17 protein-coding genes and 2 pseudogenes are annotated in these 21,152 nt (G+C 47.2%); 9 read left to right on the top strand and 10 right to left on the bottom strand.

Annotated features, from left to right (window positions below; all coding sequences use genetic code 11):
- Positions 1-52: 52 nt before the first annotated feature.
- Together fabF and KNV97_RS02980 are read left to right on the top strand one after the other, a co-directional pair.
- A complete protein-coding gene (fabF, locus tag KNV97_RS02985) occupies positions 53-1,339 on the top strand; it encodes a beta-ketoacyl-ACP synthase II (protein ID WP_136483903.1) in 1,287 nt (428 codons plus the stop codon).
- Positions 1,340-1,462: 123 nt separating this feature from the next.
- The gene (locus KNV97_RS02980; RefSeq protein ID WP_218562089.1) at positions 1,463-2,407 is read left to right on the top strand and encodes an oxidoreductase; all 945 of its coding nucleotides are present in this window, start codon (positions 1,463-1,465) and stop codon (positions 2,405-2,407) included.
- Positions 2,408-2,563: 156 nt separating this feature from the next.
- Here the strand turns inward: KNV97_RS02980 and KNV97_RS02975 are convergent, their stop codons facing one another.
- On the bottom strand, positions 2,564-3,310 hold the full coding sequence (locus tag KNV97_RS02975; protein ID WP_218562088.1) for an SDR family oxidoreductase: 747 nt from the start codon (positions 3,308-3,310) through the stop codon (positions 2,564-2,566).
- Between the two features lie 141 nt (positions 3,311-3,451).
- Here KNV97_RS02975 and KNV97_RS02970 point away from each other — a divergent pair, with 141 nt between their 5' ends.
- The gene (locus tag KNV97_RS02970; protein WP_218562087.1) at positions 3,452-4,342 is read left to right on the top strand and encodes a LysR family transcriptional regulator; all 891 of its coding nucleotides are present in this window, start codon (positions 3,452-3,454) and stop codon (positions 4,340-4,342) included.
- Positions 4,343-4,520: 178 nt separating this feature from the next.
- On the opposite strand, the gene KNV97_RS02965 is transcribed toward KNV97_RS02970, so the two are convergent.
- The gene (locus KNV97_RS02965; protein WP_136483907.1) at positions 4,521-5,399 is read right to left on the bottom strand and encodes a LysR substrate-binding domain-containing protein; all 879 of its coding nucleotides are present in this window, start codon (positions 5,397-5,399) and stop codon (positions 4,521-4,523) included.
- A 108-nt stretch (positions 5,400-5,507) separates the two neighbouring features.
- Here KNV97_RS02965 and KNV97_RS02960 point away from each other — a divergent pair, with 108 nt between their 5' ends.
- From KNV97_RS02960 to KNV97_RS02950, 3 genes are all read left to right on the top strand, one after another.
- Positions 5,508-5,693 (top strand): hypothetical protein, encoded by a 186-nt coding sequence (locus tag KNV97_RS02960; RefSeq protein ID WP_218562086.1) that lies wholly within the window; start codon positions 5,508-5,510, stop codon positions 5,691-5,693.
- On the top strand, positions 5,690-6,169 hold the full coding sequence (locus KNV97_RS02955) for a DUF4865 family protein (protein ID WP_136483909.1): 480 nt from the start codon (positions 5,690-5,692) through the stop codon (positions 6,167-6,169). The genes KNV97_RS02960 and KNV97_RS02955 overlap by 4 nt, the downstream gene beginning before the upstream one ends.
- 237 nt (positions 6,170-6,406) lie before the next feature.
- Complete coding sequence (locus KNV97_RS02950; RefSeq protein WP_136483910.1) at positions 6,407-7,159, top strand: SDR family oxidoreductase; 753 nt, start codon at positions 6,407-6,409, stop codon at positions 7,157-7,159.
- Between the two features lie 100 nt (positions 7,160-7,259).
- Here KNV97_RS02950 and KNV97_RS02945 read toward each other — a convergent pair whose 3' ends face one another.
- The 7 genes and pseudogenes from KNV97_RS02945 to KNV97_RS02915 all read right to left on the bottom strand — a co-directional run bounded on the left by KNV97_RS02945 (position 7,260) and on the right by KNV97_RS02915 (position 15,735).
- On the bottom strand, positions 7,260-8,546 hold the full coding sequence (locus KNV97_RS02945; RefSeq protein ID WP_256611874.1) for a diguanylate cyclase: 1,287 nt from the start codon (positions 8,544-8,546) through the stop codon (positions 7,260-7,262).
- Positions 8,547-9,319: 773 nt separating this feature from the next.
- Positions 9,320-9,520, bottom strand: a complete 201-nt coding sequence (locus KNV97_RS02940) for a hypothetical protein (protein WP_218562085.1) — start codon at positions 9,518-9,520, stop codon at positions 9,320-9,322.
- A gap of 11 nt (positions 9,521-9,531) precedes the next feature.
- On the bottom strand, positions 9,532-9,681 hold the full coding sequence (locus KNV97_RS02935; protein WP_168796962.1) for a hypothetical protein: 150 nt from the start codon (positions 9,679-9,681) through the stop codon (positions 9,532-9,534).
- Between the two features lie 366 nt (positions 9,682-10,047).
- Positions 10,048-10,260, bottom strand: a complete 213-nt coding sequence (cspE, locus tag KNV97_RS02930) for a transcription antiterminator/RNA stability regulator CspE (RefSeq protein WP_136483914.1) — start codon at positions 10,258-10,260, stop codon at positions 10,048-10,050.
- 513 nt (positions 10,261-10,773) lie between these two features.
- A complete protein-coding gene (gcvP, locus tag KNV97_RS02925) occupies positions 10,774-13,638 on the bottom strand; it encodes an aminomethyl-transferring glycine dehydrogenase (RefSeq protein ID WP_218562084.1) in 2,865 nt (954 codons plus the stop codon).
- A 127-nt stretch (positions 13,639-13,765) separates the two neighbouring features.
- The gene (gene gcvH, locus KNV97_RS02920; protein WP_136483916.1) at positions 13,766-14,146 is read right to left on the bottom strand and encodes a glycine cleavage system protein GcvH; all 381 of its coding nucleotides are present in this window, start codon (positions 14,144-14,146) and stop codon (positions 13,766-13,768) included.
- A gap of 280 nt (positions 14,147-14,426) precedes the next feature.
- A pseudogene (locus KNV97_RS02915) lies at positions 14,427-15,735 on the bottom strand (serine hydroxymethyltransferase).
- Positions 15,736-16,233: 498 nt separating this feature from the next.
- Between KNV97_RS02915 and KNV97_RS02910 the strand changes: the two are divergent.
- The 3 genes and pseudogenes from KNV97_RS02910 (at position 16,234) to KNV97_RS02900 (ending at position 19,715) form a co-directional block, all read left to right on the top strand.
- A complete protein-coding gene (locus KNV97_RS02910) occupies positions 16,234-16,857 on the top strand; it encodes a helix-turn-helix domain-containing protein (RefSeq protein WP_136483918.1) in 624 nt (207 codons plus the stop codon).
- A 399-nt stretch (positions 16,858-17,256) separates the two neighbouring features.
- Positions 17,257-18,389: pseudogene (gene gcvT / locus KNV97_RS02905) on the top strand (glycine cleavage system aminomethyltransferase GcvT).
- Between the two features lie 249 nt (positions 18,390-18,638).
- Positions 18,639-19,715, top strand: a complete 1,077-nt coding sequence (locus tag KNV97_RS02900) for a S1 family peptidase (RefSeq protein ID WP_218562083.1) — start codon at positions 18,639-18,641, stop codon at positions 19,713-19,715.
- A 98-nt stretch (positions 19,716-19,813) separates the two neighbouring features.
- Here the strand turns inward: KNV97_RS02900 and KNV97_RS02895 are convergent, their stop codons facing one another.
- Positions 19,814-21,136: a GGDEF domain-containing protein gene (locus tag KNV97_RS02895; RefSeq protein ID WP_218562082.1), complete on the bottom strand. Its 1,323-nt coding sequence runs from the start codon at positions 21,134-21,136 to the stop codon at positions 19,814-19,816.
- Positions 21,137-21,152 lie beyond the last annotated feature (16 nt).

Below are 21,152 nucleotides of genomic sequence, written 5' to 3'. Positions count from 1 at the left end.
GACTGCCTACTATCGAGCCATATGTAAAAGGAAATAACACTAGAGGTCATCCATGAACAGAGCTGAAGAAATGAGAATTGTCATCACAGGAATGGGGACCGTAAGTCCCTTAGGGGTTGGTACAGAGGCAACATGGCAGCGCTTATTAGCTGGGCAGTCAGGTATTCGGATATTGTCCGATGAGTTAACGGCTGGCATAGGAACAGCGGTGGGAGGTCGAGTCCCCAGCTTGGAAGAAGATCCACTCGCTGGCTACAACCCCGATCATTTCATTGCGACGAAAGAACGGAAAAAGATGGATCGCTTCATCGAATTTGCCCTGGTTGCTGCCGAAGAAGCATTGACACAAGCTAATTGGCGCCCGGTTACGCAAGAGGAACAAGAACGAACCGCTACGATTATCGCTTCTGGTGTCGGAGGCTTCGGTGCTATAGCCGAGGCGGTTCGTACAACAGACTCTCGTGGCCCCCGTCGTCTATCACCTTTTACTGCCCCTTCGTTTTTAGCCAACATGGCTGCAGGGCAAGTTTCCATAAAATATGGATTTAAAGGTCCATTGGGTGCCCCCGTCACCGCTTGTGCCGCTGGGGTTCAGGCTATAGGGGATGCGGCTCGGATGATTCGCAGTGGCGAGGCTGATATTGCAATATGCGGTGGAACAGAGGCCGCAGTTGACCGAGTTACTCTCGGATGTTTTGCTGCTGCTCGCGCGCTATCGACAGGCTTTAACGATAATCCTCAACAGGCTTCACGCCCGTTTGATCGAGACCGGGACGGATTTGTGATGGCTGAAGGCGCGGGATTGCTGGTCATTGAGTCGTTGGCGCATGCACAAGCTAGGGGGGCTCGGCCTTTAGCTGAAATTGTTGGGTATGGTACCAGCGCTGATGCATATCACTTAACCGCAGGCCCAGAAGACGGTAATGGTGCCGAGCGCGCCATGAAAAAAGCGCTCAAACAAGCAGGTATTGATCCACACGAGATACAGCATATCAACGCCCATGCGACTTCTACACAAGTTGGCGATAAAAGCGAACTGGCGGCTATCAAGGCGGTATTTAGTGAAGGTTCTTCCCCGGCTATCACGTCAACTAAGTCGAGTACCGGTCATTTATTGGGCGCCGCCGGAGGGATTGAGGCTATCTTTAGCGTGCTTTCTCTTCGCGATCAGATTGTTCCGCCAACGTTAAACCTTATCAGCCCAGATACGGCAGCGGATGGCCTTGATTTGGTTGCCTTGCACGCGCGTAAAATGCAAATCCAGCATGCACTGTCAAACGGGTTTGGGTTTGGTGGAGTGAATGCCAGTATTGTATTGCGACGTTGGTCGTCTGTCTGACGCATATCGCTCAGACGTAGCGTTATTACTTTACGCAGGCGTTGTTCTATAAAGGAAGAGGACTTCCAAGTCGATTTTACTTAAAAGTGAGTGGGCATCCACTCAATAAGGAAGTGTGAAAATATGTCAAAGTTAACTGGGTTTACGGAAGCCAATGTCCCTGATCAATCGGGCAAATGTTTCATTGTCACCGGAGCAAACACAGGTATCGGCTTTGAAGTCGCCCGAGTGCTCGCTGCACGTGGTGCTCGGGTTATTATGGCTTGTAGGTCAAAGGAAAAGGCGACGCAAGCCATCGCCCAAATTCAACAGTTAAGCCCTACTGCCGATCTATCTTTTCTGCCTTACGATCAGAGCAATATTGATAGTATCCGTGAGGCTGCTAGTCAATTATCGAAAGAATCACGTATTGATGTACTAATCAATAATGCAGGCGTGATGACCCCGCCTTTGACACATACCAAACAAGGCTATGAACTTCAATTTGGCGTTAATCATCTAGGATGTTTTGCGTTCACATCTCTTCTGCTGCCTACACTTGCCAAAACTAAAGGGAGCCGAGTGGTGGTGACTTCTAGCATAGCCCATCGACATGCGAGCATAGATTGGGATGATCTTAATGCTGAGAGGAGCTACAACCGAACACAGCGTTATGCTGCCAGTAAACTGGCCAATGCGTTATTTTTGTTTGAGCTGGATCGTCGTCTGCGTGCTTCTGGCTCATCAATCACCGCGGTCGGCTGCCACCCGGGATTAGCTGCGACCAATCTTGGTCGTTATATGGGACCTATCCAAATGCTATTGCCACTGGTGGGTTTATTGCTCAACAACGCCGCACAGGGCGCTTGGCCCACGCTGCAGGCCGCAACCGCTCCAGTACTATCCGGTGGTTATTATGGGCCGATTGGCTTTGGCGGTATACGAGGTGTGTCTGGGGAGTCTAGTCGCACAGCGCGGGCAACGGATGAAGCACTTGCTCGTCGACTCTGGGATATCTCTGTTGCCATGACGGGAATTGATCCCGGATTACCGCAGTGCACGCCATCGTTCAAGAGTGACAGGCAATGAAAGAGTGACATTGAGGACCTAACGAGAACAAAGCCCGCTAACAAATGTTGACGGGCTTTCCAGAGGAAGTGCTATAGGAAGATCGGTATCGGGGTTATCTAAATGACAACGAGACCTTAGCTTGTGGCAACAGCGGAAGACATACCTCAGACTGAGTTAAAGTAAGCTACCGCCATCAATCACAATTTCCGACCCCACGGTCCAGGCTGAATCGTCGGAAGCCAAATAAAGCACCGCTTTTGCCACTTCCTCTGGCTTACCAAAACGGCCAGCGGGGATTGTTGCAACGATATCTTTCATTACTTGGTCATAGTAAGCATCTGGAATACCCGCTTTGTCGTAAAGCGGCGTATCAACTGGGCCAGGGCTTACTGCATTGATGCGGATCCCACGAGCAATTAGCTCGTTAGAAAGTGTTTTCGACATATTAAGTAATGCCGCTTTGGTTGAGCCATAAACAGAAGAGTTTACTGGCCCTGTGTGAGCATTGATCGATGTATTAAAGACCACGGATGCAGAGCTCGCGAACACGGGCAGTAATGCCTGCATCAGGAAATAAGGACCTTTAACATTGATGTTAAAAATGCGGTCGAAATTGTCTTCTGTCCACGTTTCGATTGGCATATAGACAGATATGCCAGCATTTAGGAAAGCGATATCCAATTCACCAAAGTGAGCCTTAACAGCCTGAGCTAGCTCTTTCTGTGCATCCACGTTAGCAGAATCAGCGCTCAGTACTAAAACATCGCTACCCAGTTCCGCTTTCGCTTTTTCGATAGAATCAGGGTTAACGCCAGTAACAATTACACGAGCACCTTCTGAAAGGAAAAGCTTAGCGGTCTCAAGACCAATACCACTTGTTCCACCGGTAATAAGAGTGCGTTTGCCTTGTAATTTGGACATATAAAGTCTCCTAGAGGTTATCTGGATCAGTCAATTCGCTGATCGGCAGGAGCTTTACTATAGGTTTATGTATAACCGTAGATAAGATGGATTTTTCGAATATGACTCATGCTAAATATGCATAAATAACAGGACTGTTGAATGGATCGATTATTGTTGATGACGTGTTTCGTTCGCACGGTTGAGACTGGAAGTTTTTCGGCGGCTGGGCGAGATTTGGGGCTAGGGCAACCTAACGTCAGCCGTTATGTTGCAGCGCTTGAGAATTACCTACAAACCAGATTACTTAACCGTTCAACCCGCAAACTTGCTCTGACTCCAGAAGGAGAACGCTATTATGTAGAGGCGCGGCGTATTCTTGAAGCCGTGGAGGAATCCGAGTCCTCATTGCGGGATAACATTGCTCCATCTGGGTTATTGCGGGTTGCCTGTCCGACGGCACTGGCACATACATTCTTGGTTCCACATCTAGCAAGTTTTCTGGAATGTTATCCAGAATTGACACTCGATCTCCAAATTAATGATCGCTATGTCAATTTAGTCGACGAGGGGGCTGAGCTGGCGATTCGCATTGGTCATCTGGACGACAGCGCAATGCGGGCGCGCCGTTTGGCAATGTTCGAACGGGTGTGTGTGGCAAGCAAAGCTTATTTGGCCAAACGGGGCATCCCCAAAACGCCAAATGAACTGAGAGAGCACGATTGCTTGATTTATACTCTGCTGTCAACGGGATCCACATGGCATTTTAAGGGAGAAGATATCCCTGTTTCTGGGAGGTTGCGAGTGAGTTCTCCGGAAGCCATACGTGCATGTGTAAATTCAGGACTAGGGATCGCCCAAGGCCCAGAATGGCTATACGAGGAAGGACTGAAAAATGGTAATCTTCAACTACTACTGAGTGATTACACAGCTCCACCAGTGCCCATTCAAGCTGTTTATCTGGCCAATCGCCTTCTTCCCAAACGAGCCGTTGTTTTCATGGATTTCGTTGCGAGTATATTTGCCAACAAGTCGACACTCACAACGCAATGAAGGTTGATCTGATACATTATTATTGGATCCCAATTTAAACAGCTTTTCTAGACCTAAGGTTGTTTGCTATTTTCAAATGTAGCAAAGTCACTGATAAATTGTTGCCCACGGACGTTTCAGTGCATCCAGCAAAAAACTGGCACCGATGTACGCTATGAAAAGACTCTTTGGCGCTAATTTAATCAGTTTGTTTTTCGAGATAAAGAATAAGTTGTTGTTTTAATTCGTCATATAACTGGCTTTGTACTTTTTCTAACTTATATTGGTTACGATCGAGGCACAACCTAAGCTTTCCTAGTGTCGGTAAACCATCCAACTTACTAATATTATTCGGGTGACTGAAAGAAGAGCGCACCGTAATTCCTAATCCAGCATCAACAGCACTCCATAAGTTGCTCAGACTTCGGCCAACAAAGGTGATTTTCCACGGAATTCCATCTCGATCTAATGCTGCTGTGGCTTGTTGTCTGATCGTGCAAGCGCCATCAAGCATAACCAATGGTACAGGTTTTGAGGTATCAATAGGTTCTTTAAAATATTTGTTTGCTGGCCCAAACCAGTACAGTGGTAATTCTGCCAGAAGCTCACTATATGGCGCCGATTTCTCACCTCTCCAGCCTAATGAAAAATCTAACTCACCAGATTGAATGCCATCCATCAGCTCCTGATGGCGCCCAACAATGGATTGCAATTGTAAGTTTGGATGTGAGCGAGAAAATACACCTAACAGTTGTGGCAATAGCACATCACTAAAATCTTCTTGTAAACCAAAAACTACTTTTCCCGTCAATGAATTTTCCACTAACTGGTTCAGAGCTTCGTCATTTAACTGAAGCATGCGCCGGGCATAAGCCAGAATGATTTCACCTGCTTCAGTAGGCTCCAGGTGTCGGCCGATTTTGGTCACTAATGGTGTATGGCACTGCTGCTCAAGCTTTTTTAGTTGGGCGCTGGCTGCAGAAGGTGAACGATTAAGTCGTTCAGCCGCAGTTGCAAAACTGCCTAACTCAATTCCTAGGACAAAACATCGTAAGGCATCTAAATCCAGACTTCGCATATTCAATCATCCTAAATTTCAAAATCATTAATCAAAATAGTTTTGATTTTTTATATTAAAAAATCAACTTATTCTTTTCCAGTCGACGAAATCAGCTAGGAAAAATATATGGATACAAAACAAAAACACTTAATGGAACTGCTTGCCAAACTCGTTCTACAATTTCATCAACTAACGGTAGGGCTATTGTGTGTACAGGTCAGTAAAGAAGATAGTATTCAATTCAATGGAATTAAATACTGGTCTTTCTCTTCTAGTCAATCATGGAAAGATGCCGTGGGGACAATAAAATGATAGCAATGCAATATAGAATCGTTCTGCCATCGGATTATCCGATGGAAAAAATAGAAACTCGTATCAGAGAAAAAGGAAATTTGTTAGATGGATACCCCGGTTTAGTTTTTAAGGCCTACCTTTATGCACGAAAAGATGCTGAATATTATTCCAACAGCAACAGTTATGCTCCATTTTACGTATGGAAAGATCATCACTCTATGGTGACTTTTCTGAGAAGTGAAGGATTTAACGGATTGTGTGAGCAATTTGGTCGACCGGAAGTCAGGATGTGGTTTATCGAGGATGAACCAACAATACCAAATTCAAAATGTTCGCTTGCATGTATAGACCATCAGGTCTGTGAGGATGCGGATATTCATGGTGTTAACTTTACCTCCTGGGAAACGGTGAGTATCTCGTGGTTCAGTCAACCAGAGTTAGCTGAGAAAATGAGCGGCGACATCTATTCTATCGGTTATATCGCCCACGGTTAAATTTAATGAACAATTAAAAATGGTACTCGTTTTTCATTGAACCAGGTTCAGGGCGAATCTGGCTTATTATTTTTACCCTTTTGTAGTTCAGAGCTGACACTTGTTCTTATCCTATCATTAAGATTTTCGCTACCTAAATTGTCCGAAGATACACATGGCCGTCATTTGTATTTTTTTACAATTCAGTAACGAAGTTAGTTAGAATCAGCTAATAATTTATTCAGATTCAAGGTAAACATGGAAGATCAAAAAGTAGCAATTATCACCGGTGGGGGGCGGGGGATTGGTGCTGCCACTGCAAAATTGTTTTCTCAAAATGGTTACGCAGTATGCATCAATTATAAGTCTGACTCGGAAGCTGCAACCTACTTAGCTAAGGACATTACATCTCAAGGAGGCAAATGCATTGTAGTGCAGGCCGATGTATCTCAAGAATCGGATGTGCTTCGCTTGTTTGATACTGTTGACAAAGAGTTAGGTTCTTTGACCGTACTAGTAAACAATGCCGGTATCCTACAGAAACAGATGCGATTAGAAGAAATGAGCGCTGATAGAATCAATGCCATTCTTATCAATAACGTAACCAGTTATTTTTTGTGTAGTCGTGAAGCCGTCAAACGAATGTCAAAGAGTTATGGCGGGCTAGGTGGTGCTATTATTAATGTTTCTTCGGGAGCTGCACGTTCTGGTTCTCCAAATGAATATATTGATTATGCTGCATCAAAGGGAGCGATTGACACATTAACAAAAGGTTTGTCGTTAGAAGTGGCTGCCGAAGGAATCAGGGTTAACTGTGTTCGTCCCGGATTAATTTACACAGATATGCATGCTGATGGAGGAGAGCCTGGACGGATAGAGAGGTTAAAAAGCAAAATCCCACTTCAGCGAGGAGGTTTGCCTGAAGAGGTCGCTGAAGCAATTTATTGGTTAGCATCTGAAAAATCGACGTTTTCAACGGGTAACTATCTGGATTTAACAGGTGGTTTATAACTCGCTTCTGCTTAGAGCTAGCTACGCCAGCTAGCTCAGAAGTGTCGATTATCTGTCTCCATCAAAACTAAATATCGATCTATGCCTGATTTATATTACTTCAGAGCTGATCGCTGGCTCGCATCTCATTTTTGTTCTGATACATGCTTTTATCTGCTTTGGACAGAATTTCGTGGATGATCGACTTATCCGCTTTGCCCTTGAATGTATAGAACCCAACGCTGGAGGATAACGGAATCTGTTCGCCTTGCCACTGCAGCGGTGAAGTCTTAATTAAAAGCTGTATTTTATCAATCAGTTGCTCAACATCGTCCGGGTTGTGCATGCGTGGCAGAATGACAATGAACTCGTCCCCGCCCATTCTGGAGATAAAGTCCGATGAACGTGTCGATTTTTGTAGCAACATTGCGATGTGTTTTAACACGGCGTCGCCGGCTTCATGGCCGTAAGTATCGTTGATCTTTTTGAACTTGTTGAGGTCAATATTTAGAATCGTAAACACAATGTTGGCGCTATTTTTCGCCATGATGCGGTTAAGCTCATTGAACAGATAACGGCGGTTCGGTAAATGGGTGAGGTCATCCTGCAAAGAATGTTTCTGAGCACGAAAATAGTTACTGATAAAAAATACGATCAGCAGAAAACCGGCTGCAAAGATAATGGTGCCCAGTGTCATAAACAGACTTTTGAAGCTGTTTATGTTCTCAATCTCATGTAGGTCTTTATATTTGGCAAACAGAGTCCAGCTGCCGTTAGGCAGACTTATCGGATACTGGATGTCAAAATCAGACAGAACGGCTCTATTACCTTCAATTAATCTCTGTTCGATCTCATCATGGCCGTTGGCAACCAGCGCTATGTCCGCTCCTTTAATGTTATGCAGGTTGGACAGGGCAATCAGTTTGTCGTAGCTAATCACCACGCTCAAACCGCCCCAATACTGGGTATTGTAAGGTACATCGGTAAATATCGGATAGCGGGCGATAATCGCTTTGCCGCCCTGGACCAGTTCTAACGGCCCTGCCAGGAAGACTTTTTTATTCTGTCTGGCAATTTGCACGGTTTTGTACTGATGGGGGACGGTTCGGAAGTCCAGTCCAATTGCTTTTTCGTTGCTTTGCAGTGGGTAAACATAATGGATTACATCGTTCGGCGCTAAACTTATGTTCCTGATTAGTTGCGCTTTTGCCAGGAATTGCTCACCTACTTTGTTCCAGTTGTGGATCGCGAATTGGGGATCGAGCGCCACCACGGAGGCGAAGCTGTCTGCCAGGTAGGTGTCGCGAAAGATGTTAGCCTCGATACTGTATCTGACTAAGGCGATGTCGTGTTGGATGGCTTCTTTTTCTTGCTGGACCTGGTTGTCAATAAACTTATCCGTCGTCAAGGTGATGACCGTGTAAGAAAAGAAAAGGTACGCTATGGTTAATACACCGTAAGACCAACGGCTCAATTTATAGGATTTGATAGCATTACTCTCTTAGGTGGATAAGTACGACAACGCTTGTTGCTCAATAGTTATTCATTGTGTCAATAAGGTCAAGTGATAACCGGGTTATCTGATTTCATGACATATCGGCAGTTATGAGATTCCGTCACAGTTGCAAGCGGGCTGAGTGACTGAAAATTATGATAGATTTTAGCCATTTAATCAATAAAAGCCAAAAAGGCGACCTTAGGTTCGCCTTTTTATGCTTCTTGAGTAAGTCTCAGATCTTGTCAAAACCGATGCTAGACAACATGGGATCATGTTGGAAGTGGAAAGTGTAAACTAGGTGCCAGCGTTAAAGATGAATGGACTTGGGGAGTTACCGATGACGGCCTCGCTCAAACTTATATCTGTTGGGGAACAAAAGTTCGCTTGATGCTCAAGAAGCAACATAGGTCCATGCTGCTAAGCGTTAATGACATTGCTTGATTTTCGCTCTCTCGCTATCGGTAAAGAGCGAACTACCGTGATTTTTAGCCGCTAATGAGTCGACGGCTTCTGAATGTAGTCAGATTGGGTTTGTCCATGTTGACCTCCTTATTGAAGAGTATGGTCAACATTAGTAGTGCCGTATTTAGCAGCATTTATACTGATGCTTGATAGAAGCAAACAGTAATAGAAATAAATAGAGGTATACCTTAGCCAGAATGTCGCTAAGCTATTGTAAATGTTTAGAACTTATTGATGTATCGTTCAGCGCTTGCGAATAACTTATCACATACTTTCTTCTGAGCCACAAACTCAGAAGTACCTTCGGCCATCTCATCTAGGACTTCTTTTGCTGCCTGGTATTCAGCGGCCATCTGCGCAAATCGTTCTTCAAAGTTGTTTTTTTGGATCTTTTTGCTCGATTTTTTGCCTGGTTTTCTCATGTCACTCTTCCTTATAAATCCCAAAGCTTCTTTTGTTCTCGTTCTAACAAAATATGCTCAATTTTTTTTCTTATCTTATGAATGCTCTCTGTGCTGTCATCTTTAGTAAGAGTCTTGCCTTTGACCATCTTAGAGTTGGTTCCTGCTAATGGTTTCTTCAAGCTCAATATCCTTCATTCATTTGGATTGAAAAACAACCTAAAGTCCTTCCCTGTGAATCTTTTATTTCACCAGAATTGTTCAATTCACAAAATGAAAAATTTAAGTCAAATAAGTGGGTTTCTAATTTGGGGAGGATATGGCGTTTTAAAACATCGCTATTTAGCTGATGTATTGTTGATGACCATGAGGTCTTATTTTGATGAAGGAAATATTTAACTGTGAACAATTAACTTTCCCTTTTGGTATTTTTGTTCACGTAAAACGTAATACCAGTAAATTTTTCTATTAGTTTTTCTGATTATAAACTCCCAGCTAAAGACTTAACAGAAAGCTCTCACCAAGAGGCAAGAGCTTTACTGATAGACTTATACTGCTGTAACGTTAGCCGCTTGCGGGCCCTTGTTACCTTGTTCTACGTCGAACGATACTTTTTGACCTTCTGTTAAGGTTTTGAAGCCATCGCTAGCGATTGAACGGAAGTGAACAAACAGGTCAGCACCACCATTGTCTGGAGTGATGAAGCCGAAGCCTTTTGTTTCGTTAAACCATTTTACTAGACCAGTTGTTTTATTAGACATATATATCTCGATAGATTGATTAAGTTAAAAAGAAAGCTACTAAATAAGGAATGAAGAAAAAGTTATCGCAGGATAGATATGACGACTTGGATCGAAAAACAACTGAGAAGATCTTGAACTAAATAATTTATCAATAGCTCACTGTTAGAGCTGCCGACACTATACACGATATAGAGATAATAGATATTTATTTCTCAATTAAATTTTGTTGTCCTTTTAAATCAATAGCTTAAATCAATAATTAAAATCAACTTTGTTTTTTAGGCGGGCTATTGCTGAATTCAAACCAGCCGTGTTTTGAGTACAAACAACGAAAACAGTGTATTTAATATGCGTTCGTACACGGAATCAGACTTCGAATTGGGAGATGACAGCTCGCTTTGAGGATTGTCCCTGTAGCTTTGCCAGTCATAAATCACTGTCAGAAGCTTCTTTTAACCATCTAAGTGCATTTATAACACGGACAAAAAAGGCGAACATCCGTTCGCCTTTTCAATGTTACAGCAAATGATCTTAGTCTTGGTAGGAATCAATGCTCGGGCAAGAACAGATCAGATTACGGTCGCCGTACACGTTATCCACGCGGTTTACGGTTGGCCAGTACTTGGCTTCTTTTGCTTGCTTCGAAGGGAAGCAGGCGATATCGCGTGAGTACGGGTGAGTCCATTCATCGCTTGCCAGGTCAACCTGGGTGTGTGGAGCGTTCACCAGCGGGTTGTCTTCCAGCGGCCATTCACCGGCGTGAACTTTGCTGATCTCTTCACGGATAGCGATCATCGCGTCACAGAAGCGATCCAGTTCTGCCAGATCTTCTGATTCGGTTGGCTCAACCATCAGAGTACCCGCAACCGGGAACGACATGGTTGGCGCATGGAAACCGTAATCCATCAGACGCTTAGCGATGTCTTCTTCGCTGATGCCCGTTTCTTCTTTCAGCGGACGGATATCGATAATACATTCGTGCGCGACGCGGCCGTTAGCACCACGGTACAGAACCGGGTAGTGCGGCAGCAGGCGTTCCATCACGTAGTTCGCGTTCAGGATAGCCACTTCCGTGGCTTTAGTCAGGCCTTCTGCGCCCATCATCGCGATGTAAGCCCACGAGATTGGCAGGATAGAGGCGCTGCCCAGGTCAGCTGCTGCGACTGCAAAGTCAGAACCTTCCACACCGCCTTCAATGTGGCCCGGCAGGAATGGCGCTAGGTGTGATTTCACACCGATAGGGCCCATACCCGGACCGCCGCCGCCGTGCGGAATACAGAAGGTTTTGTGCAGGTTAAGGTGCGACACATCAGAGCCGATGAAGCCCGGAGAAGTCAGACCGACCTGAGCGTTCATGTTCGCGCCGTCCAGGTAAACCTGGCCGCCGGCTGCGTGGACCATGTCACATACTTTACGTACCTGCTCTTCATACACACCGTGCGTAGAAGGGTAGGTGATCATAATAGCCGACAGGTTGTCCTGATGTTTCTCGATCTTGGCGGCCAGATCGTCGATGTCGACGTTACCGTTCTGGTCACATTTCACCACGACCACTTTCATCGATACCATTGAGGCGGTTGCCGGATTGGTGCCGTGCGCTGAGCTTGGGATCAGACATACGTTACGGTGACCTTCGCCACGGCTTTCGTGGTAACGCTGAATAGCAATAAGGCCAGCGTATTCACCCGACGCACCTGAGTTAGGTTGCAGTGAGAACGCATCGTAACCGGTGATTTCACACAGTTTTTGCTTCAGATCGCTGGCCAGGGCTGCGTAACCGGCTGCCTGTTCTTTTGGTGCGAACGGGTGGATAGAACCGAATTCCGGCCAGGTGACAGGGATCATCTCGGCGGCCGCGTTCAGTTTCATGGTACAGCTGCCCAGCGGGATCATGCCATGGGTCAGTGAGAAGTCTTTGTTTTCCAGCTTTTTCAGGTAACGCATCATTTGCGTTTCGCTGTGGTGCGTGTTGAATACCGGGTGAGTCAGGTAGGATGACGTGCGACGACAATCTTCCGGAATTGCTGCGAATTCGTTTGACTCGATGGCTGCTGACAGCGCGGTAACGCTTTCCGTCACGCCGAATACAGCAAACAGTGCTTCAACGTCTGCCACGCTGGTGGTTTCATCCAGGCTGATACCCAGTTGCTCTGGCAGTTTACGCAGGTTAATGTCTGCCTGCAGTGCTTTCTGGTACAGCGCTTCCGTGTTGCTGCCGCTGTTCAGAGTGATGGTATCGAAGAAGCTGTTGTGTGCCAGCTCAAAGCCCGCTTTAGTCAGGCCAGCGGCCAGAATTGCGGTCATGTGGTGAGTACGGCGAGCGATAGTGCGCAGGCCTTCAGCGCCGTGGAATACCGCATAGAACGAAGCCATGTTTGCCAGCAGAGCCTGTGCAGTACAGATGTTCGACGTCGCTTTCTCGCGGCGGATGTGCTGTTCACGGGTCTGCATTGCCATACGCAGTGCCTGGTTGCCTTTCTTATCGATAGACACACCGATAACACGGCCTGGCATGGTACGTTTGTGCGCGTCACGCGTTGCCATGAACGCTGCATGCGGACCGCCGTAACCCATAGGTACGCCGAAACGCTGTGCGGAACCGATAACGACGTCTGCGCCCATTTCACCGGCTGGCTTAAGCAGGGTGCTGGCCAGCAGATCAGTCGCAACAGTGACTAAGGTTTTGTTCGCGTGTGCTTTTTCGATGATGTCGGTCAGATCGCGCACTTCACCTGTGGTGCTTGGGTATTGCAGCAGAGCGCCAAACACATCTTGTTCCGCCAGGCAATCGATTGCGCCAATTTGCACTTCAAAGCCCAGGAAGCCTGCGCGGGTCTTCACCACTTCAATGGTTTGCGGGTGCACATCGTCTGCCACGAAGAAGACTTTGCTTTTGCTCTTACCGGCACGGTGACACAGAGCCATTGCTTCGGCAGCGGCCGTCGCTTCATCCAGCAGGGATGCGTTAGCGATTTCCATGCCGGTCAGGTCCATCACCATCTGCTGGTAGTTAAGCAGCGATTCCAGACGACCTTGTGAGATCTCTGGCTGGTATGGGGTGTAAGCTGTGTACCAGCCTGGGTTTTCCAGGACGTTACGCAGGATCACGTTTGGTGTGAAGGTGTTGTAGTAACCCTGACCGATGTAGGTACGCTTGATCTGGTTCTGTTTTGCGAACACTTTCATTGCGTTCAGCATGTCGGCTTCGCTTTGAGCCGGGGCCAGGTTCATCGGCGCTTCCAGACGGATATTGGCTGGAACGGTTTCTTTGATCAGAGCGTCAAGGCTGGCGGCCTTGATGGTGTTAAGCATTTTTTGCTGATCGTCAGCATTGGGACCGTTGTGGCGAGCAACGAATTCATTTTGTGTGCTTAGGCTGTGAAGTAATTCTGTCATTGTCCTTTACCTTTTCTACCCGGAACAGCTGGCGGCGAGCGCTTTACTGGGCCGGGTACAGAACCGCCGTTTCGGGCTGGGCGGTTTTGAAAAGCCGCCCGCAGGGCGACTTGATAACCAGAGACGATTAGTCTTCTTCGATAGAGCTCAGGTATTCCTCAGCGTCTTTCAGGTCGTCCAGTTCAGATGGATCAGACAGTTTTACTTTAACGATCCAACCGCCTTCATAAGATTCTTCGTTGATTAGCTCAGGGCTGTCCTGAAGCTCTTCGTTCACTTCTACGATCACGCCGCTTACCGGTGCGTAGATGTCTGAAGCTGCTTTTACAGATTCAACCAGAGAGAAGCTTTCGCCAGCTTCGCATTCGCTGTCCACTTCTGGCAGTTCAACGAATACGACGTCACCCAGCATTTCCTGTGCATGCTCAGAAATACCGATGGTTACGGTACCGTCACCGTTATCACGTACCCATTCGTGGCTATCTGTAAACTTCAGTGTTTTGTCCATTGCATTATCTCCAAAATATATCTCTAAATTGCAGCCTTCCCAATTGTGTCGCGGGGTGGTTCTTCGGGATACGACACTCAGTTTCCGGCTAAGCTAACTGTTGTTCAGGCAGAGTGCCTGCTGGCAGTCTGCTTTCAAATCTAACGACGGTTTTTTACAACTTTACTTCTTTGTTCAATGACATGATGCAGGGGCCGTGCCCGCATCATGCTTAACGCTTATTTCTTTTGTAGGGCGCTACGTTATTTATAGAGCGTCAAATGACTGGTAAAACGGTCATTTATTGGTAGAGCGGGAAGCGCTGGCATAGCGCCTTAACCTGTTTGCGCACCCGTTGTTCCACTTCCGGGTTACCTTGCGGGCTTGCGACCAGACCATCCAGCACGTCGCCAATCCACTCACCAATCTGTTTAAACTCTTCACTGCCAAAACCACGGCTGGTGCCCGCAGGTGTACCTAAACGGATACCAGAAGTAATCATAGGCTTCTCTTCGTCAAAAGGGATGCCATTTTTTGTTACATGTGATACCGGCACGTTCCAGTGCCTGCTCGACCAGGTTGCCTTTCAGGCCTTTCGGACGCAGGTCCACCAACATCAGGTGGGTATCGGTTCCGCCGGTCACGATGTCACAACCGCGAGTCTGCAATACTTCCGCTAAGGTTTTTGCGTTGTTGATCACTGAATCAATATAGGTTGCAAACTCAGGGCCTAATGCCTCACCAAATGCGACCGCTTTCGCGGCAATAACGTGCATCAGAGGGCCGCCCTGCAGGCCAGGGAATACCGCTGAATTGATCTTCTTAATGATCTCTGCGTGATTGGTCAGAATCATGCCGCCACGTGGCCCGCGCAGTGTTTTGTGCGTTGTGGTGGTGACCACGTCGGCAAATGGCAGCGGGCTGGGATGCGCACCAGTTGCGACCAGGCCGGCAATGTGCGCCATATCGACCATCAGCAGAGCGCCGACTTCATCGGCAATGGCGCGGAATTTTGCGAAATCAATGGTACGCGGAATGGCAGAGCCACCGGCAATGATGAGCTTTGGCTGGTTTTCCAGGGCTAACTGACGCACTTGATCGTAGTCGATCTCCATGCTGTCGCGGCTTACACCGTATTGCACCGCATTAAACCATTTTCCAGACAGAGCAGGGCGGGCGCCGTGGGTCAGGTGGCCACCAGCATCAAGCGACATCCCCATGATGGTATCGCCCGGTTGGAGCAGAGCCAGCATCACTGCGCCGTTTGCCTGAGCACCGGAGTGCGGTTGAACGTTCACGTATTCGCAATTGAACAGTTTCTTGGCGCGTTCGATGGCAATGGCTTCGACGCTGTCGACGTGCTCACAACCACCGTAGTAACGGCGGCCAGGATAACCTTCAGCATATTTATTGGTCAGGCAGGTGCCTTGGGCTTGCATGACTGCTTTAGAAACGATGTTCTCGGAAGCAATCAGTTCAATTTGTTCGTTTTGGCGGGCGAATTCATCCTGAATGCCGGCAAATACTGCGTCGTCAGTAGCCGCAAGATTAGTGGAGAAGAAGCTCTCCAGGCGATGATTTTGGTAAGCTTTATTTGCGTTGGCGTTCATAGTAGATGACCTTCCAATAATCTGACGAGCCTGGTGCGTCGTGCTGCTCGTCGGTCCTTTTAAACGGTCTGGCTGACGCCAAACCCTGCTTAAGTGGATTGTTCCCTAAATCACCTACCCATCTGACAAACCAGGTATCTGGCGATTCGGCGCTGACATTAAAAAATGAGCAAATCGAGCAATCTGCGGGTTCGCTGCTTTTATCATCTGTCCGGCGCTATTTTGTCTGGGTAGAAGCCCTAAAAACCAGGGCAAAACCCGCTACCAAATGTTAAATCCATTCCATCCGGAGGCGGTAAGCTGCATCTCTACATCTAACATGGATGTAACATACTCTTTGCTGTGTGAACAATCAATCAAAAATTTCCTATAGGAAACACAGATGTCGTTTTTGCTATGCAAAGCACGCTTTATTTCCAATTGTGGTCTTTAATCAACCAGTCGCTTCGTGCAACAATGCGGTTCTGATACAGGAAGGATAGATAATCGAGGGAAAGCATGTCTGAAGACATTTATGATGAGTACCCATCTTTGACACTGGCCAAGGAAGCAGGCGAGCAACACATTGAACCGTTAAAGCTGGGACATCGAATCAAAGATATTCGTGCCAAGCTGGGTATAACACTGGAAGAAGCCAGTCAGCGTACTGGCCTGGCGCGCTCAACGCTAAGCAAGATCGAGAACGAGCAAATTTCACCGACGTTTCAGGCAATGCAGAAACTGGCGAATGGCTTGCAGATTGATATGCCACAACTGTTTGAACCGCCTAAGAAAATGACCGCAAGTGGTCGTCGTGATATCACCAGAAATGATCAAGGTAAACCGCATCCGACCCAAACTTACGAGCACGAGCTGTTGGCAACCCAGTTGTCGAATAAAAGAATGATGCCATTTAAAAGTCGCATCCGTGCCCGCAGTTTTGAAGAATACAGTGACTGGGTTCGCCACGATGGCGAGGAGTTTCTGTTGATTCTGGAAGGTGAGGTGATGTTCTATTCTGAGTTCTACGAGCCGGTGGTTCTGGAGCAAGGAGACAGTGTTTACTACGATGCCAACATGGGGCATATGCTGGTTTCGCTGAGTGCAGAGGATGCTCAAATCCTCTGGGTGACGGCGAAATAGCCAGTTAATACAGAAGTTATAGCCAAAACAAAAAGTTTCCTATAGTGAAAGCAACCGTTTGCTTTTTGTTGTAATTTAAACAAAAATACGCCGCAGTGATGATTAACCCGTCACTGCGGCGTTTTTATTGGGCTCCGATAATGTGATTGAGTTGTTAATTATGACAATTTGCGCTGTTTGGAACTTGTTAATTCGGTCAAAGTGGCGCATGCTTGTTTACTATAGGAAACACGTTTTCCTGCACGGAAACTTTTAGCAATGATTGCGCAAAGCTCACCCGATGGAGTGCAATCAACGGCATATTGTTTTTACCCGCAATGATGCAGGGTTAATACAGCAGTCATGCCGGGTAAATTAGTGGCTACACTCAAAGCGGAGTCTGGCTATATGGAGAGAAAAATGACTCAGGAACATGCGACACAAGAACTCTTGACTACACCGTTACACGCGCTTCATATTGAAGCTGGTGCCAAAATGGTGCCTTTTGCGGGTTATGATATGCCGGTGCAATACGCTTTGGGCGTGAAAAAGAGCATCTCCATACCCGTGATGCGGCTGGTCTGTTTGATGTTTCTCACATGGGTCAGCTTCGTTTACGTGGTGAAGGTGCCGCTGCTGCTCTGGAAACTCTGGTACCGGTTGACATCATCGACCTGCCACAAGGCAAGCAGCGTTATGCTTTCTTTACTAATGATGAAGGCGGCATTCTCGACGATCTTATGGTTGCTAATCTGGGCGATCATCTTTTTGTTGTGGTCAACGCGGCCTGTAAAGAGCAGGACATCGCTCACCTGAATGCTCATTTGCCGGCTGGTGTTGAGATGGAAATCATCGCAGATCGTGCTTTGCTGGCGATTCAGGGCCCGAAAGCGGCTGAGGTAATGGCTCGCCTGCAGCCAGCTCTGGCAGAGATGCGCTTTATGGATGTGCAGCAAATCAGTATCGATGGTGTTGACTGCATTATCAGTCGCAGTGGATACACAGGTGAAGATGGCTACGAAATTTCGGTTCCGTCTGACCAGGCACAGGCATTTGCTCGTACTCTGACTGCTTTTGACGAAGTGGAGTGGATTGGTCTGGGCGCACGTGACTCACTGCGTCTGGAGTGTGGCCTGTGTCTGTACGGCCACGAACTGGATGAAACCACGACTCCGGTTGAAGCCAGCCTGTTGTGGGCAATTCAGCCGGTGCGCCGTCAGGGCGGGGCGCGTGAGGGTGGTTTCCCGGGAGCCGACATCATTCTGCAGCAGATCGCGACTAAAGATGTGGTGCGCAAACGTGTCGGCCTGGTTGGTCAGACTAAAGCACCTGTGCGTGAAGGGACGGAATTGTTTGATGCTGAAGGTGCACCGATTGGTACCGTGACCAGTGGTACTGCGGGTCCGACAGCGGGCAAGCCGGTTTCGATGGCTTATGTGCGCGCTGATCTGGCTGATGTTGGTACTGAAGTGTTTGCTGAAGTCCGTGGTAAGATGCTGCCAATGCTGGTGGAAAAACTGCCGTTTGTACCACAGCGTTATTACCGTGGTTAATTATTGAACGATTTGTTTTGCAATCCGGTGAATATGTGGTACAAGGCTTCTGGGCCATCGTTATAGCAACGATACGCATAAACACCTTGGTGTCATTATTTGCATAAATCGGCCCTGTGTTTCACAGGGCCTTTTATTTTACATTGAATTATATTGATACTTACATTAATAATAACAATTAAAACCTTAACTAAATTAAGCGAACTCAACAACGTCCTGTCTTTAAGTAGTCACTAAAGGATGATTAATATGAATAAATGGGTAGCCGGTTCGGCATTGTTCTGGTCACTGGGTCTGGCATCGGGCGTACAGGCAGATTCGGAAGTCAGTACGTATATTGTTAATGGTGAAGACACTACCATCTTGAGTTACACGTCATTTGCCAGTCTGTTTTACGACCGTATAGAATTTGACGGGTTATATGGTACACGTGCTTTTTGCGGCGGAACCATGCTCGATTCTACCCACGTGTTGACTGCAGCGCACTGTTTGTACGATGAGGATGGCGAGCTGAATTATGACTATATGCTATTTGCCGTTGCTGGGCAGGCTGATGATGAAAGCGACTTCCCTTCTTCGGTAACCACTGTGCGTGCAGAGCAGTTTTTTATTCATCCTGATTTTCAGGATACGGCATCCAGCCTGTGGCAAAATGATATTGCCATTATCCAGCTTGAGTCTTCCCTCAATCCGCAAGACACTGTCGTGCGGCCAATCACCCAGGAGTATCGGTTAGGTTCGGACGGTGTCGATAATGACACTAACGATTATGCGTTTCGGATTGTCGGTCACGGCAATACCAGTTCAGGTAATGATGCCACCACAATGCTGCAAGATGCCGACGTGAGCTATGTTTCGAATAACACTTGTGACAATAATTTGTCTGCTTTGACCAATAAACAAATTTGTTTTAAAGGCATCAGTACCACTCCGAATACCTCACTGACCAGCGGCACCTGTCAGGGCGACTCGGGTGGTCCGGTATACTGGGATAGTGGCAGTGGTCTGGTACAGGTGGGTATTACCAGTTTTGGCCCGACAACCTGTGGTGATGGTTTTACCGGCTCTGATGTGACTGCGGTATTCACCGAAGTATTCGATTACAGTACCTGGATTGATAGTGTGCTGGCTGGCAATGAGAGCGCCGATTTTGTTGGGACTGATGCTAAACGCCGAGCTTATCTGGCTGGCACCTTTGACCCAGAGATGCCTTCGGGTATTGCGGTGCCTTCAAGCGGTGGTGGCGGCGGTTCACTTGGTCCTTGGTTGTTAGCCATGCTGGCTGGCGTTGCGCTTTGGCGCAGACGACAGACTGTAGAGCTCTGAGCTTGATTTGTCCGGCTTAACGACAATGATGAAACCAGCGCCTGGCCTGAATGCCGGGCGTTTTTTATTTCTCCATTTTTCTTGATTACGGCTTTACCTTACGCTGCCTGACTGATGATCAGGTTTCGGCCATTCTGTTTTGCCTGATACAGCAAGACATCTGCTTGCTTAAGTGCCTCGTCAAGTGAGTCGTTCACCGGCCAGACACCGCCCGAAATCGTCACGTTGGGTTTCTGGATAAAACGGGCGACATCGTCTCCGATGCGCTCAAAGATGTTGACTGCCTGCTGCGCCGATTCGGTTTTGACCACCACAACGAACTCTTCACCGCCAAAACGAAAGGCGTAATCGGTGATTCTTATCCGGCTTTTTATTACTGATGAGACGCGCTTGATCACTTGATCGCCAATATCATGGCCGTATTTATCATTAACCGCTTTAAAATGATCGATATCGAGAATACAGGCGTAGTAGCCTTGTTGTGCGGTAAGTTGCGCACTGACTTTTTTCAGATAGTGGCGGTTGTGAAGGCCGGACAGTTCATCGGTATAGGTGATTTTAGTCAGCTCCAGCTTGTCTTTGCGTAACCGATAGAGGTAGAGACTTACCCCGGCCGTGATACTGCCCAAGAGCAGCACCAGATAAAAGTAGGGGGGCACCAGCTCATGATTATCAACCACTTTGATTAGGTAACTGGTGTGATTACTGACCAGCTTAAATTTACGGTAAATAAAACTGACATCGTCATATTCCATGATTCCGGCGTTACGGTTGCTGAGTTGCAGGTCGCGCCAGGCCTGGGGATATTTGCTGGCGATTGAGTCCAAGGCCTTTAAGCTTCGGTCAGTGCTTGAATAGACAGTGCCGTCCTCTCCCAGCAATAGGATATCCTTACGCGACACTTCAGAGAATTCACTCAGGTCAGCTTCAAGCACCAGATAGCCGATGTGACGAGTGCCCTGATAGAGCGCTTTAAACTCGGTTAAAAGGCGGGAATGAGGGGCGATAAACAGTTGTATTTGCTGTTTGTTCAGGTCACTGGTGTAATAACGGTTATATTGCTCGATTAATCTGGCGTAGCGTGTGTCATCGGGTTGCGTCGAGATAATTTTCAGGGACTTAACCAAGGTTTGTGTGCTTAGCAGCTGCTTTGAAACATCATTAAACTGTTGTGGTTCGCTAAAGTAATCGATGGCGATCTGAGTATCGGCCAGGGCAAGCAGGCTATCTGCCGTAGAGCGCTTGAGTAACAGGGTGTCTTGTAGCGTGCTGAGTTGCATACTGAAGTCTGCCTGCTTGTCAGCTTTGATAAAACGCATCGGAGTATTGATCAAAAAAATGATCACCAGCGTAAACAGCAGGCATTTCACTTCAAGATGAAACGATGATGAAGTCGAGAGAGGAGTCTGATTGAGGATCATACGCTGAAACAATTCC

The sequence above is a fragment of the Vibrio ostreae genome (assembly GCF_019226825.1).
GTDB lineage: Bacteria > Pseudomonadota > Gammaproteobacteria > Enterobacterales > Vibrionaceae > Vibrio > Vibrio ostreae.
Note: the sequence above shows the minus strand (reverse complement) of the source record. Positions and strands in the feature narration are given on the sequence as shown.

What these genes read in the sequence shown, in the direction of transcription:
- fabF (WP_136483903.1), top strand. Translation starts at nt 53, where the DNA reads ATGAACAGAGCTGAAGAAATGAGAATTGTCATCACAGGAATGGGGACC.
- KNV97_RS02980 (WP_218562089.1), top strand. Translation starts at nt 1,463, where the DNA reads ATGTCAAAGTTAACTGGGTTTACGGAAGCCAATGTCCCTGATCAATCG.
- KNV97_RS02975 (WP_218562088.1), bottom strand. Translation starts at nt 3,310, where the DNA reads ATGTCCAAATTACAAGGCAAACGCACTCTTATTACCGGTGGAACAAGT.
- KNV97_RS02970 (WP_218562087.1), top strand. Translation starts at nt 3,452, where the DNA reads ATGGATCGATTATTGTTGATGACGTGTTTCGTTCGCACGGTTGAGACT.
- KNV97_RS02965 (WP_136483907.1), bottom strand. Translation starts at nt 5,399, where the DNA reads ATGCGAAGTCTGGATTTAGATGCCTTACGATGTTTTGTCCTAGGAATT.
- KNV97_RS02960 (WP_218562086.1), top strand. Translation starts at nt 5,508, where the DNA reads ATGGATACAAAACAAAAACACTTAATGGAACTGCTTGCCAAACTCGTT.
- KNV97_RS02955 (WP_136483909.1), top strand. Translation starts at nt 5,690, where the DNA reads ATGATAGCAATGCAATATAGAATCGTTCTGCCATCGGATTATCCGATG.
- KNV97_RS02950 (WP_136483910.1), top strand. Translation starts at nt 6,407, where the DNA reads ATGGAAGATCAAAAAGTAGCAATTATCACCGGTGGGGGGCGGGGGATT.
- KNV97_RS02940 (WP_218562085.1), bottom strand. Translation starts at nt 9,520, where the DNA reads ATGAGAAAACCAGGCAAAAAATCGAGCAAAAAGATCCAAAAAAACAAC.
- cspE (WP_136483914.1), bottom strand. Translation starts at nt 10,260, where the DNA reads ATGTCTAATAAAACAACTGGTCTAGTAAAATGGTTTAACGAAACAAAA.
- gcvP (WP_218562084.1), bottom strand. Translation starts at nt 13,638, where the DNA reads ATGACAGAATTACTTCACAGCCTAAGCACACAAAATGAATTCGTTGCT.
- gcvH (WP_136483916.1), bottom strand. Translation starts at nt 14,146, where the DNA reads ATGGACAAAACACTGAAGTTTACAGATAGCCACGAATGGGTACGTGAT.
- KNV97_RS02910 (WP_136483918.1), top strand. Translation starts at nt 16,234, where the DNA reads ATGTCTGAAGACATTTATGATGAGTACCCATCTTTGACACTGGCCAAG.
- KNV97_RS02900 (WP_218562083.1), top strand. Translation starts at nt 18,639, where the DNA reads ATGAATAAATGGGTAGCCGGTTCGGCATTGTTCTGGTCACTGGGTCTG.
- KNV97_RS02895 (WP_218562082.1), bottom strand. Translation starts at nt 21,136, where the DNA reads ATGATCCTCAATCAGACTCCTCTCTCGACTTCATCATCGTTTCATCTT.